This is a genomic window from Pseudoalteromonas sp. AWM4_233 (assembly GCF_056158285.1).
Genome location: NZ_JBSWSZ010000027.1, coordinates 1 through 11,864 on the forward strand (window position 1 = coordinate 1; position 11,864 = coordinate 11,864).

At 45.3% G+C, this 11,864-nt stretch carries 17 protein-coding genes; 9 read left to right on the plus strand and 8 right to left on the minus strand.

The genetic code is table 11. The annotated features are described in order from the left end of the window. Positions 1–79 precede the first annotated feature (79 nt). From ACXAC4_RS18790 to ACXAC4_RS18800, 3 genes are all read left to right on the plus strand, one after another. Positions 80–865: an amino acid ABC transporter ATP-binding protein gene (locus ACXAC4_RS18790; protein WP_475164569.1), complete on the plus strand. Its 786-nt coding sequence runs from the start codon at positions 80–82 to the stop codon at positions 863–865. Between the two features lie 148 nt (positions 866–1,013). Then, positions 1,014–2,228, plus strand: a complete 1,215-nt coding sequence (locus ACXAC4_RS18795) for an NAD(P)/FAD-dependent oxidoreductase (RefSeq protein ID WP_475164612.1) — start codon at positions 1,014–1,016, stop codon at positions 2,226–2,228. A 444-nt stretch (positions 2,229–2,672) separates the two neighbouring features. After that, the gene (locus ACXAC4_RS18800) at positions 2,673–2,957 is read left to right on the plus strand and encodes a hypothetical protein (RefSeq protein WP_133560273.1); all 285 of its coding nucleotides are present in this window, start codon (positions 2,673–2,675) and stop codon (positions 2,955–2,957) included. Between the two features lie 73 nt (positions 2,958–3,030). Here the strand turns inward: ACXAC4_RS18800 and ACXAC4_RS18805 are convergent, their stop codons facing one another. Genes ACXAC4_RS18805 through ACXAC4_RS18840 form a run of 8 tightly spaced genes read right to left on the minus strand, consistent with a single transcriptional unit; the run spans position 3,031 to position 8,793 of the window. After that, positions 3,031–3,483 carry a phosphatase domain-containing protein gene (locus tag ACXAC4_RS18805; RefSeq protein WP_475057712.1) on the minus strand — a complete coding sequence of 151 codons (453 nt, stop codon included), beginning with the start codon at positions 3,481–3,483 and terminating at the stop codon, positions 3,031–3,033. Continuing rightward, entirely contained in the window at positions 3,371–4,033 is a 663-nt protein-coding gene (locus ACXAC4_RS18810) for a histidine phosphatase family protein (RefSeq protein ID WP_475164575.1), read from the minus strand. The genes ACXAC4_RS18805 and ACXAC4_RS18810 overlap by 113 nt, the downstream gene beginning before the upstream one ends. 2 nt (positions 4,034–4,035) lie before the next feature. Beyond that, complete coding sequence (locus ACXAC4_RS18815) at positions 4,036–4,605, minus strand: hypothetical protein (protein WP_475164578.1); 570 nt, start codon at positions 4,603–4,605, stop codon at positions 4,036–4,038. 46 nt (positions 4,606–4,651) lie between these two features. Next, positions 4,652–5,605: an MBL fold metallo-hydrolase gene (locus ACXAC4_RS18820; protein WP_475164581.1), complete on the minus strand. Its 954-nt coding sequence runs from the start codon at positions 5,603–5,605 to the stop codon at positions 4,652–4,654. Positions 5,606–5,645: 40 nt separating this feature from the next. Continuing rightward, positions 5,646–6,131 (minus strand): ABC transporter ATP-binding protein, encoded by a 486-nt coding sequence (locus ACXAC4_RS18825; protein ID WP_475164586.1) that lies wholly within the window; start codon positions 6,129–6,131, stop codon positions 5,646–5,648. Beyond that, entirely contained in the window at positions 6,113–7,528 is a 1,416-nt protein-coding gene (locus tag ACXAC4_RS18830) for an ABC transporter permease (RefSeq protein ID WP_475164589.1), read from the minus strand. The genes ACXAC4_RS18825 and ACXAC4_RS18830 overlap by 19 nt, the downstream gene beginning before the upstream one ends. Next, the gene (locus tag ACXAC4_RS18835; RefSeq protein ID WP_475164592.1) at positions 7,435–7,815 is read right to left on the minus strand and encodes a hypothetical protein; all 381 of its coding nucleotides are present in this window, start codon (positions 7,813–7,815) and stop codon (positions 7,435–7,437) included. The genes ACXAC4_RS18830 and ACXAC4_RS18835 overlap by 94 nt, the downstream gene beginning before the upstream one ends. 6 nt (positions 7,816–7,821) lie before the next feature. Next, complete coding sequence (locus ACXAC4_RS18840) at positions 7,822–8,793, minus strand: ABC transporter substrate-binding protein (protein WP_475164595.1); 972 nt, start codon at positions 8,791–8,793, stop codon at positions 7,822–7,824. Between the two features lie 125 nt (positions 8,794–8,918). Here ACXAC4_RS18840 and ACXAC4_RS18845 point away from each other — a divergent pair, with 125 nt between their 5' ends. The 6 genes from ACXAC4_RS18845 to ACXAC4_RS18870 all read left to right on the plus strand — a co-directional run bounded on the left by ACXAC4_RS18845 (position 8,919) and on the right by ACXAC4_RS18870 (position 11,844). Beyond that, positions 8,919–9,101, plus strand: a complete 183-nt coding sequence (locus ACXAC4_RS18845; RefSeq protein ID WP_475164598.1) for a DeoR family transcriptional regulator — start codon at positions 8,919–8,921, stop codon at positions 9,099–9,101. Further along, positions 9,028–9,675, plus strand: a complete 648-nt coding sequence (locus ACXAC4_RS18850) for a DeoR/GlpR family DNA-binding transcription regulator (protein ID WP_475164615.1) — start codon at positions 9,028–9,030, stop codon at positions 9,673–9,675. The genes ACXAC4_RS18845 and ACXAC4_RS18850 overlap by 74 nt, the downstream gene beginning before the upstream one ends. A 447-nt stretch (positions 9,676–10,122) precedes the next feature. Next, on the plus strand, positions 10,123–10,395 hold the full coding sequence (locus ACXAC4_RS18855; protein ID WP_133560266.1) for a hypothetical protein: 273 nt from the start codon (positions 10,123–10,125) through the stop codon (positions 10,393–10,395). Between the two features lie 145 nt (positions 10,396–10,540). Further along, positions 10,541–10,876: a zinc ribbon domain-containing protein YjdM gene (locus ACXAC4_RS18860; RefSeq protein ID WP_475057692.1), complete on the plus strand. Its 336-nt coding sequence runs from the start codon at positions 10,541–10,543 to the stop codon at positions 10,874–10,876. A 161-nt stretch (positions 10,877–11,037) separates the two neighbouring features. After that, entirely contained in the window at positions 11,038–11,190 is a 153-nt protein-coding gene (locus tag ACXAC4_RS18865) for a hypothetical protein (protein ID WP_475164605.1), read from the plus strand. Positions 11,191–11,409: 219 nt separating this feature from the next. Next, on the plus strand, positions 11,410–11,844 hold the full coding sequence (locus tag ACXAC4_RS18870) for a PKD domain-containing protein (RefSeq protein WP_475164607.1): 435 nt from the start codon (positions 11,410–11,412) through the stop codon (positions 11,842–11,844). Positions 11,845–11,864 lie beyond the last annotated feature (20 nt).

Below are 11,864 nucleotides of genomic sequence, written 5' to 3' on the forward strand. Positions count from 1 at the left end.
TTATTCTATTTTTTGTCATTTGTTATGGCATGTCGCAATACAGTCTTAATTTGGAAAAACGTTTAAAGGTTGATCGCTAATGGCTACATTGAATACAAACGCTGCGTTGGCAAAGGAAGAAGTAAAAGCCATTGAAATCCAGCAACTGAATAAATGGTACGGAGACCATCACGTTTTAAAAGACGTTACTCTCGATATTTACGAAGGTGAAATCATGGTGGTCTGTGGACCGTCTGGCTCTGGCAAGTCCACATTGATTCGCTCTCTTAATCACTTAGAAGAATACCAAGAAGGTCAGGTGAATGTGTTTGGTCAGACGCTGGCTAGAGACCGCCAAAGCGATCAGCTGATCCACAATACCATGGGCATGGTGTTTCAAAACTTTAACCTATTCCCGCACCTTACCGTATTAGAGAACTGTACGCTTGGGCTGACTTGGTTACGTAAGTTACCAGAGAACGAAGCCAATCGAACCGCTATGAAGCTGCTCGATCGAGTCGGCATTGCCCATTTGGCGCAGCGTTTCCCAGGGCAACTCTCTGGTGGTCAACAACAGCGTGTGGCGATCTCTCGCTCATTAGCGATGGAACCTAAAATCATGCTGTTTGATGAGCCAACTTCCGCATTAGACCCTGAAATGGTGAAAGAGGTATTGGACGTTATGATCGACCTCGCTAAAACCGGCATGACCATGGTTTGTGTCACCCATGAAATGCAGTTTGCCCGACAAGTTGCTGACCGAGTGGTCTTTATGGCCGATGGTGAAGTGGTTGAAGTCGGCCCACCTGAGCAGGTGCTGGTCAACCCAGAATGGGACCGAACCAAGAGAGTTCTCTACAACACGTGCTTTAGCCCGATGCTCTAGGAGCCCAAGTAGGGTCTCCATTATTCACCCAAGATTTACGGATTTTATCGATATGTTGGCAAAACATTTATCGACGTACACCAACATGCCTTTTTGGCTGGCAGATACGTCTTACAACCGAACTTTTCAAACAACGCCTCGCTATCAAATGCCGACAAAAGTAGATGTCTGCATTGTCGGTGGGGGCTTTACTGGAATGTCTGCGGCGATCACGTTAGCGCGTGCTGGAATGAAAGTCGCGGTACTTGAAGCAGGCAGAATGGGCGAAGGGGCGAGCAGTCGCAATGGCGGTTTGCTTGGCCCCAGCTTCAGTAAATTAGGTGTTGATGGTTTAGAGCGACAGTACGGTCGAGAAAACGTCCATACCTCCATTAGAGAAAGTTTGACGGCGTTCAACTGGTTGGTGGATTTTATACGCGAAGAAAAAATCGATTGTGATTTAAACTTATGTGGCCGTTTCCGTGGTGCCAGCCATCCCAGTCACTATGCTGGTCTAATCGAACAAGCAGAAGAATTGGCAAAAGTCGTCGACTTTCCAGCTATTGAAGTGCCTAAATCACGACAACACGAAGAAGTCGGCTCTACTGCTTACCATGGCGGAGTGGTCTACCCAACAGATGGTGCGCTGCAGCCAGCAAAACTGTTTGCAGGGTTAGCTCAAATCGCTGCACACGAGGGGGCATTCCTGTGTGAGCACACGAAAGTGCGCAATGTTGATAAGCAAGTCTCAGGATTTAATGTGGTATACGATGGCGGTCAGTTACAGGCAGATCAAGTCATCATTGCTACCAACGGCTACACCGATGGGCAGTTCGGCGAATTTAAACGACGTTTAATACCGATCCGCTCGGCGATGATTGCCACCGAAGAATTACCGGAGTCCGTCGTTCAATCTGTCTCTCCAAAACTACGTGCCCACGGCGGAACCGAGCGCTTAGTAGCGTATTATCGACCGTCTCCCGATGGTAAGCGTATTCTATTTGGCGGTCGCGCCTTTGGTCGCGGTGATCAACCCCAACTTTATTCGAAGTACCTTCAGGACTTTATGATAAGAACGTTCCCGCAGCTTAGCGAAACCAAAATCGATTATGCTTGGTCTGGCCTAATTGCCTATACGTTTGACCATGTTCCGCATATTGGCAAGCTAGACGATATGAACTACGCCATGGGGTATTGCGGATCTGGTGTGGGGCGAGCCAACTACTTTGGTCGTAAAGTGGCTCAACAAGTGTTGCAACTTGCCGAAGGGAAAACCTCGTTTGATGCCTTCCCATTCAAAGGAAGGCCGCTTTACAATGGTACACCTTGGTTCCTTCCTGCCATTATGAAATGGCATGATTTTGCAGACCGACAAGGCTGGTAGCCAACTCAGCGGAAATTATCGAACTTTTTGATTAAGAGCGATCAAGTTTATCGATTTCAAATGAGTAAATGGAATAAGCCTATTTCAGCTTGGTTACAGTATTAAGGATGAATATTGCATTCATCCTTAACGTTTTTTTGATCACTTGTTGTTTAAGTAATCGAGGGTATGCTGAAAAATTTGTTGATCATAAACATTTTTTGCGATGTTTAATGAATAGCGGACGTCATGTTCAAAAGTTTCATAATCCATCCATTTATCCCAAATTAAGATTGATTTAACGGTTTGTAGGAAGCATTTTGGAACACGTTTTAGACCTCTTTTTTTATTTTCTAGGCAGTCTAATATTCACCTTATCGAAACGAATTAAGCGACATGCTTAATTCTTAACAAGTTTAAAGGTTGTAGTAATCGACAGCCTAATAACAAATTAAAGGTGAAACTATGAACTTCAAAACTCCTGCATTAATCGCTGCTCTTGCTTTAACTGCTTCTGCTTCATTCGCAGCTGGCGATGAGAATAACCTTCTTGATGATTACCTAGACGCACAAGCACACGCTAAAGCCTTGTCAGCACAGCTTGAGACTATGGGTGTTGAGTCAAATCCAAACGTAGAATTTAACTCTCCAGCAACGTTGTCTCAGAAGCTAGATGCTTATCAAGACAAAATTGATTCGCTTCAAGCTGAATTTGATGCGCACAACACAGCAGTAACTCAAGCTAACTAATATTGAGTTAAAGCCGAAAAACAACAAAGCCCCGACAGGTACAAATTCTTGTCGGGGCTTTGTTGTTTTGGGATTAAAAATTGCCCGGTGCGCACTGGAGACAAGTGAGTCCTAGCTTGCGCCACTGTTCTACCACTGCGTCTCGATCATCAAGCACCATCCATGGCTCAAACCCATCCGCATGAATACGCTCAAGCAGCTGTTTTTTTACCTCCTCATCTGGCACATGATCCGCATCCAATGGTCTTAGATAAACGCCATCGAATGGGATGTTGTTTTGTTGCATCCAAGCTTCAGAATGTTGTTGGTGACTTTCTGGTCGACCTGAGCAGATTAGGATCTTTTCGCCACTATTTTTTAGGATTTTGACTAGTTTAAAGACATTTTCAATCACGGGGGCGTCTTTCATGTGATCAAAGAAAGGGTCCCATTGTTTCTCCTTGCCTAACACCCAGTCTTTGACAAAAACGGGATCGAACTCGGCTAATGTGCCATCCAAATCGACGATGACTGCACTGTGTTTCATAATGAATGTCTCTGTATGGAATAAGTTCCCAACGATGGCTTCGGCCTCGTTTGGGCTGCACGATGATTGGCTCAATATTGCCAATGCGTGGGCCTTCTGGCGTGCCGAATAGGGAATGATGAATCGCTCGATAAATGCCTGAATGAGCGATGATTAACGGATGATCGTATTGCGCCAAAATATGGTTGAGAGTCTCGATGCTACGAGCATAAAAATAATCCCAAGGCTCACCGTTTTCAGGCGTTGCGAAATAGTCGGTTGCGTCAGGAATAGGTTGCCCTTCAAGGCTGCCCCAGTCTCGCTCTCGAATGCCTTTAAAAAGTTGTAGCTCATTCCCCGGAACGGCGAGTTTGGCGGTTTGAATGGTTCGTGTTAAATCGCTAGTACACACGGCTGACCAAGATTTATTAAGCAATTTGGCAGCGTTTTTAGCCTGTTGTTCACCAAGTTCTGATAGGTGACTATCGGTACTGCCACCAATGCGTTTAGCGGCGTTAAAGTTGCTTTGTGCATGGCGAGCAAACACAAACGGTTTCGAGATAAGTTGCATAGTTAAAGTTCGATAATTGATGTTGCTAGAAGATGTTCACCTAGGCGGTAGCGCCATTCGTTGATATCTTCGATGGGGCTAAAGAGAGGCACACAGCGCTGACATTGCAATTGATCCATAACACGCGCGATGTCTTGGCTGGTTGGGTGAACATTCCAACGCACAAAGTGCGCTTTTCCCTCGGAAACTGCTTGTCTCGCGTGAGCGGGAAGATGTCCCGTATAGATCACATTGTACTGGTCAGCGTGTTTCAATAGTCGCCCAGCATCCCCTGAGAAGCCTTCGGGATCGCCGCACAAGATAATCGGTGCATGGTCATCAAATTTTCTGTGGGCAATATTAGATGCTAGCTTTTTGAGCTCTGGGCAAACCAGCTCATCCGAGACTTGAGTGATATTATGGGGCTGCAGACAGTCATTGCCTAACACCCAATCTTTCATGCCTTGTTGCTCAAACCAACAAGCCATTTCCAAAGCACGTCCACTTTGCGGAACAGGCATCAAGTTTGGCTTTTCTGTTGATAGTACTGACAGGATATCTTGCTTCGCCTGATCTTGAGTTCGATCGTACAAACCATAGGATGCGTCTAATAATGCTGTTGCAGCTTTCGGTGGTCGGTCAAACGGAAACAGTTCGGACTCTAGACAGAAATCCCCACTGTAAAAAATGCCGCCTGCGATTTCCAAATGCAACCACACGCCACCAAAAGAATGGCCTGGCACAGCCTGTTCGAATCCGAATACCGTTAATATCAATCGTGCCTCGGTTTGGTAATCGCTGAATATTTAAATGCTTCGGCAAATAGGGAATGACTTGCTCCGTTGCATACACTGGAATCGATGCAGGGGCGTCGACTAATCCACCGATATGATCAGGATGATCGTGACTGATAATGATGGCATCGATATCTTCGGGTAGCTGCCAACCTTTATCTAAGTGGCCTTCTAGTGAACCACCAGCATCGAGCAGCAAATGCACAAGTTGGCCATTTTCTAATTGGGTTTTAACGGAAATCGCAGCTGCGGCCTTAGCGCCAAAACCACTTAAAACATTAACGGTCATGGTCATGGAAGGCTCTAGCGTCCAGGCTTGTTGAATTGATAACTGACGAGTTGAGCCAATCGTTAAAGGTTCTGTGTGGTAGGCGTGCAGCGTGTCGCCATTTTCAAGTTCCAAGAAGATGTCGTAACGCTCACCACGGAAAATACATTCGCGAACCGTACCTTGTAACATGTTGGAGGTAGCGGACAAATCAACATGCTGTGGGCGGACCAGCATTCGGCCATGGTGCCCTGTCTGATCGTACAGTAGCCCAATTACATCGGTGGATGTCAGCAGTTTATTACCTAGAACTGATTGGCAGCGTAGGATCGAGCCCTGACCGATGAAGTTTGCTACCCATTCATTACTTGGTTGAGTGTATAAGTTTTCAGGCGTACTCCATTGCATCAATTGGCCATCTTTTAGTACGGCAATTTGATCCGCCAAAGCCATTGCTTCTGCTTGATCGTGAGTCACATAAACCATGGTGGCGCCGGTACGGCGGTGAAATTCACGAAAAGTGATTTCCATGCTTTCCCGTAAATGACGATCAAGGTTCGCGAGTGGTTCATCAAACAGAATGACATCCCGGCTCTGTTACAAGGCTACGAGCGAGCGCTACTCGTTGACGCTGACCACCGCTTAATTGGTTAGGTAAACGGTCTTTGAAATCGTTAAGTTGCACAATGTCCAAGGCGTCTTGTACACGTCGTTGATAGTTTTGACGATCCACTTTCTGGATTTTCAACGGGTAGCCCACGTTTTCCATCACTGTCATGTGCGGCCATAGGGCATAGGATTGAAACACCATGCCAAAGTTACGCTCTTCCGTAGGTAAGTGAAACTTTGTGCTCGAAAGGCACTGATCTCCGTGCTGAATATCGCCAGCTGAGACGGTTTCAAAGCCTGCTAACATACGTAATATTGTGGATTTGCCACAACCACTTGGGCCAAGCAGTGCGACGAATTGCCCAGGTTTAATGGTTAATGAAAGATTATCGACGACTGTTTTATCGCCGAAAGACTTGCTGACTGCGTTTAAACTGAGTCGTGCCATGGGATTACACCTTTAGGTAAGCGTGGCGCGAGTAAGCTCAGACAGGCCATCAGCGCTGCCACAAGTAAAACAACTAATACGGAAATTGCAGACGCTAGAACGGTGTCACCGCTTTCGTCTAAGTTAAAGATCAATACACCTAGGGTTTCATTACCGGCACTCCAAAGTAGAGCCGATACTGTCAGTTCATTGACTGAGATAAGAAACACTAGGATGGCACCCGCAAAGAAGGCGGGTGCAGTAAGCGGTAGAATGATATGAACTAAACGCTGTATTGCATTAGCGCCGGCTAGCTGTGCCGCTTCTTCTAAAGCTTTGTCCATCTGAGACATAGCGCTATAAATCGGTTTTAAGCAGACACTCAAAAAGCATGATAAATAGGCAAGGAAGATAATGCTCATGGAACCGTAAATGCTCACACCGAGAATAGGCAAAGGGCGTGCAAACAGTAAAATGAAAGCAATGGCCAATACAATCCCTGGAATCGCATAAGGCACTTCGATCAAACTGGTGACTAATATTCGCACCTTAAGCGGCAGCTTTAACAAGATGTAGCTAAGTGGTAAACACAAGCACATCAAGACAACGGAAGCTGATCCAGCCAGCAATAAGCTATTGCTAAACGCTCTGGCTGTGACGCCTTGGTTTGCGAGCATTTCAATGTAAGCAGAAACAGTAAACGTTTGACTGTTCAATGGCATGCCTAAAGCTGGCACAAATGAACTGACCACAAGCGCAATGCATGGCACCACTAAAATCATCAGCAGTATCAAGCCAAGAGCGGTTTCAGTGGGTAGGCGCCATTTACCTAAACGGAATGACATATGGCTTGAGCTGTGTCCCACTAATGCGTATTCGCTGCGCTGTTGTAGCCATTGCTGCATAATCATCCCGCCTAGAACAAGAAACGAGATCAACATGGATAAGCCTGCTACTTCGCTCAGCATACCTTGGCCAAAGCCTGCCATTTTTTGGTAGATCAGCGTTGGTAAAACCAAATAATTCACGGGGATGCCCAGCATGGCAGGGATGCCAAAGTTGCCTAATGATGAGACAAACGCCAGTGCGGCACCAGCAATTAAGGCGCCACGGGTGAGCGGCAAAATGATATCGATCCAAATAGCTTCTTGTGAGGCGCGAGCAACTTTAGCTGCCTCAATCAAATCTTGAGGTAAGCAAAGCAGCTGAGTACGCAAAGCAAGAAATACTAGCGGCGCATTCTGGATGCCCAATAGCAGAGCAATGCCTTCTGCAGAGTACATTGGGTTTGGACTACCCAGCGCAGGTGCCACGCCAAAGGTATTCAAAATAGGGCTGGCTGGACCGACAGCTGCAGCCAGCTCAGTGCCGTGACTTGTGGTGGGATCATCATCGGCAACATAAACAGAAATACCCAAATCGCGCGGGCGCGGATATTGGTTAGGGTGACAATAAAGGCGAATCCTGCACCTAATACCACGGCGATCAGTGTGCCAAGGCCTGAGGTATAAAAGCTGTTTCGAAAAGCCGTCCATGTTTGACTGCTGCTCATCACTTCACTTAAGGGAGACTGCACATCAAACTGCACACCTTTTAAGGCTTCCATGATGAGTCTGACGCTGGGTAATAAGCTCAGCAAAGCAATCAATAGAAAAATCGAAAAGGATAGCCAGCGAAGCTGGCTATCGGTGTTGCGTAGGTACATCGTGTATTAGCCTTCAAAAATATCGCTAAAGTGCTGTTTGTTGGCTTCGTTGTTTTCCAATGTTTTTGCCGCATCGAATGCCATTAGCTTAATGTCTTCACGTGCAGGGAAGCCTTCTGGAACAGGCATGCCAGAGCGTGCTGGCAAGTAGCCTTGGTCAAGCACTAGCTGTTGACCTTGTTTTGATAAAACAAAATCTACGAACTTTTGTGCTGCTGCTTGGTTTTTTGAACCTTTCATAATGGCCACTGGCTCTGTCACCATGCTGACACCTGTTTTCGGAAATACGAATTCAAGTGGTGAGCCTTTTTGCGCTTCACGAATCGCAAGAAAATCGACGATCACACCGTATGGTTTGGTGCCTGAAGAAACGGCTTTTAATACGCTACCGTTGCCACCTTGCGCCATCACCTGATTGTTATGCAGCGCTTCGTAGTATGACCAGCCAAGGCTTGGTTCATCTGTCAGTGTTGCCAGATGGATCAGCGCTGCACCGGAGTACAGTGGGCTTGGCATCGCAATTTGGTTTTTGTACTCAGGCTTTGCGAAGTCAGACCAATCTGTTGGTTTTTCTGGCGCACGTTGGTGACGAACAATCCCTGTTGTGATCAGCTTAGTGCCGTAGTAGTAACCTTCGTTATGGTAAAGAGACGCATCGTAGTTCGAGCGGTTAGGGCTTAGGTAGGGGGCTAAGTAGCCATCTTTTGCCATGGACTCCATAGTCACGCTATCAGCGATTAAAAGTACATCTGGATTCACCACGCCGCTGCTTAGCTCAGCACGAAGTTTAGTCATCAATTTAGTGGTGCCGTCGCGTACCCATTCCACTTCGATTCCCGGGTTCGCTTTTTCAAACGCATCCACGGTCATTTGAGCATCTTTGTTTGGCTGGCTGGTGTACAGCGTCAGTGTCTCAGCGAAGGATAGGGAAGATACTGAGCGAATACTGGTTGCGACGAGCGTTTTTAACATCCTCATCGCAAGTCCTAAGTGGTTAGAAGTTACTGAAACACTAACGCCACACTTTGACACTAAAGTTACTGAATGCTTTCGTTTGGATGTTATTTGCTTTCGTTTGAAGTTTTACGCTTTAGGGGAGGATTATGAATCAGCGGCAACTGGATATTATTCAATGGATCAATGTAAATGGTCGTCAGCCATTACAAGCGGTAGCGGATGCTTTTGGTGTTTCTGTACAAACCATTCGCAGTGATGTGCGTTTATTATCGGAGAAGGGGATGGTTATTAAGAAATCATGGGGAAGTGGTTCCATTTCCGAACCGTGAAAACATCAGCTTTAATCAGCGTCAGATTTACAACGCAGAAGGTAAACGACGTATGGCCGAACTCTGCTTACAGCAGATTTCGGATTATCAGTCGGTGTTTTTGGGATCTGGTTCAACAGTTGCTGAGTTAGCGAAATGTCTTAGCGAAAAAGAAGATTTGCATGTCATGACAACGAATCTTCATGCGGCGCGTATTATTAGCGAGCATCCAAAGGGCGAGCTAACCGTAGCTGGCGGCAAAGTTCGCAAACGCGATCAGGATATTGTCGGTGCAGATGCAGTGCGTTTCTTTCAGAAATATCGAGCAGATGTGGGCGTGTTTTCCGTATCCGCTATTGATAAGCATGGCGTGTTGTTTGACTTTACAGATGATGACATTAGCTCTTTAGAAGCCTTGGTTGATAATTGCCATTACCGAGTTTTAATGGTCGATAGCACGAAATTTGACCGTGCGTCACGCTGTGTTTGGACACGTCTGAAAGACATTGATTGCCTGATTACAGACCGTCAGCCGCCAGCTTACTTGCAGAGCAAAATCACGTCTTTGGGGGTTAAACTAATATACAAAACTTAATGACTCTGCAGTTTGAGAAAACGTATCGAACGTACTGATGCTTTCTGATCAATTTCTTCGATTTCAATTATGTAAGTGTACGAGTCCAAATAACTTTTATGCTGGGGTTTTAGGATGGATTGCGGACGGATCGGTGAATGCTGTTTGCAATATTTGGCTGTTGTAACGTATTTAAACGGGGCACGGCATGATTTTTATGAACATTGTTTGCAACTTCTGACGCTTTGATGTCATTTTTTTTAAGGGTTTGCGCGATTGGTGCTTTTATCGCTAATTAAGGCTGTTTTAGAGGCTTGAAGGAAGCATTTTGGAACGCTCGTTCTTGGGCTCTTTTTTTTCTATATTTGAAGCGCTAATATTACTTCCATCGAAACGCGAAACACTTCCCTAAACGTTTCGCCTAACAGACAAAACAGAAAATGTTTAATAGATTAAAAGGTGAATAATATGAACTTTAAAACTCCAGCTATCATTGCAACTTTAGCCCTAACTGCAACAGCTTCATTCGCTTCTGGCGATGAAAACAATCTTCTAGATGATTACCTAGATGCTCAAGCACATGCCAAAGCATTGTCTGCTCAACTAGAGACAATGGGTGTTGAATCAAACCCAAATGTAGAGTTTAACTCTCCAGCGACTTTGTCTCAGAAACTAGATGCTTACCAAGACAAAATCAGTGATTTGCAATCTCAGTTCGACACTGTTCGCACTGCAAACTAAGCATTAGATCGCTTAAATATTTGCTTTACCAAGCCCCTGAAAGGTAACTTTCAGGGGCTTTTGCATTTTAGCTAGTTTGCCTATCGTTCAAAAAGTCGTTTAAGGTTAAAATTAACGATCACTTTATATGTAAAAGAAGCAACACATGTCTTTACCACCTTGCCCAAAATGCCAATCAGAATATGTCTATCAGGATCAACTTAATCTTATTTGTCCAGAGTGTGCTTATGAGTGGAACCCTAACGAAGTAGAAGATGATGGCGAGTTTTCGGTTACAGATGCGAACGGTACTTTGTTATCTGAAGGCGACAAAGTCACTTTAGCAAAAGACCTCAAAGTCAAAGGTAGCTCTATGGTGCTAAAAATTGGTACGAAAGCGCTGATCAAACGCATCAAAGAAGGTAAAGACCATCAACTTGATTGTAAGGTGGATGGCGCTGGAGATATGTTTGTCACAGCAAAATTTGTGAAAAAGGCATAACAGCCTAGAGGGGATTGCTTTATCTTAGTATTCTTCCGTTCATCGACTTATATTACTTCTTATCACCTCACCATTTTCGCTTGTCTGTTTTATGGGATCTTTCCTCCTGTGTTCTGAACACATTCCCTTTTGAATATATAAAACAGACTGAGTGAAACAACATGAAAAATGCAACATTATTAGCGGCGCTGAAATACAGCGCCTATTTCTCCTTAATAGGCGCGAGCTGCGCTATTCAAGCTACGGAATGGAATGCCGATTTAGGGCTTTCTTTACTGGGGGGCTCAAAGCCATGTTTTTGGAGAAGAAAATAAAGCTGAGGTTCGCCCTGATTTAAACCTAGAATACGGTGTTTTTATTGCCGGTCCCGATGGGCTTGGAGTGTCTGGTCAGCTTGGCGAAAGCGATCAGTTAAGTGCGGTTTTTATTGTTCGTGAATCTGTGATTGAAGGCGCTCATCTCTTGACACTGCACGAGGAACTTAACCTTAGCATAGGTACGTAACTGAACCAAGTAAGTTGTAAGTTTACGTATTGCTAAGGTTAACGACGGTTAGATTCACCTCTTACACAGCACCTGGAAGTAACCCGTATGAAATCACCAGCGAGAACTACAACAAAACAATTCACCCAGGTCAGAGCTTAGACTTTGGCTTTAACGCACAAAAAGCACAAGAGAATGATTCTCCAACTGCCCCTTCACTCGGCGGTTTATGCTCACCGGATGGAAACATTAATCATCCCCCCTCTGCACTGGCATCCGCCTCAGTGACATCCGGAGAATATCCACTGACTGTGAATTTTGATGGTAATGCTTCCTATGACCTAGATGAAGATCCTCTTACCTTCACTTGGGATTTTGGCAACGGGACTAAATCTAACGAACCAAGTCCCACTTATGTGTTTGATAAAGAAGGCATGTTCTCTGTTACTTTGACAGTCAGTGATGAGGTGCTGTGTAAGAGGTGAATCTAACCGTCGTTAACCTT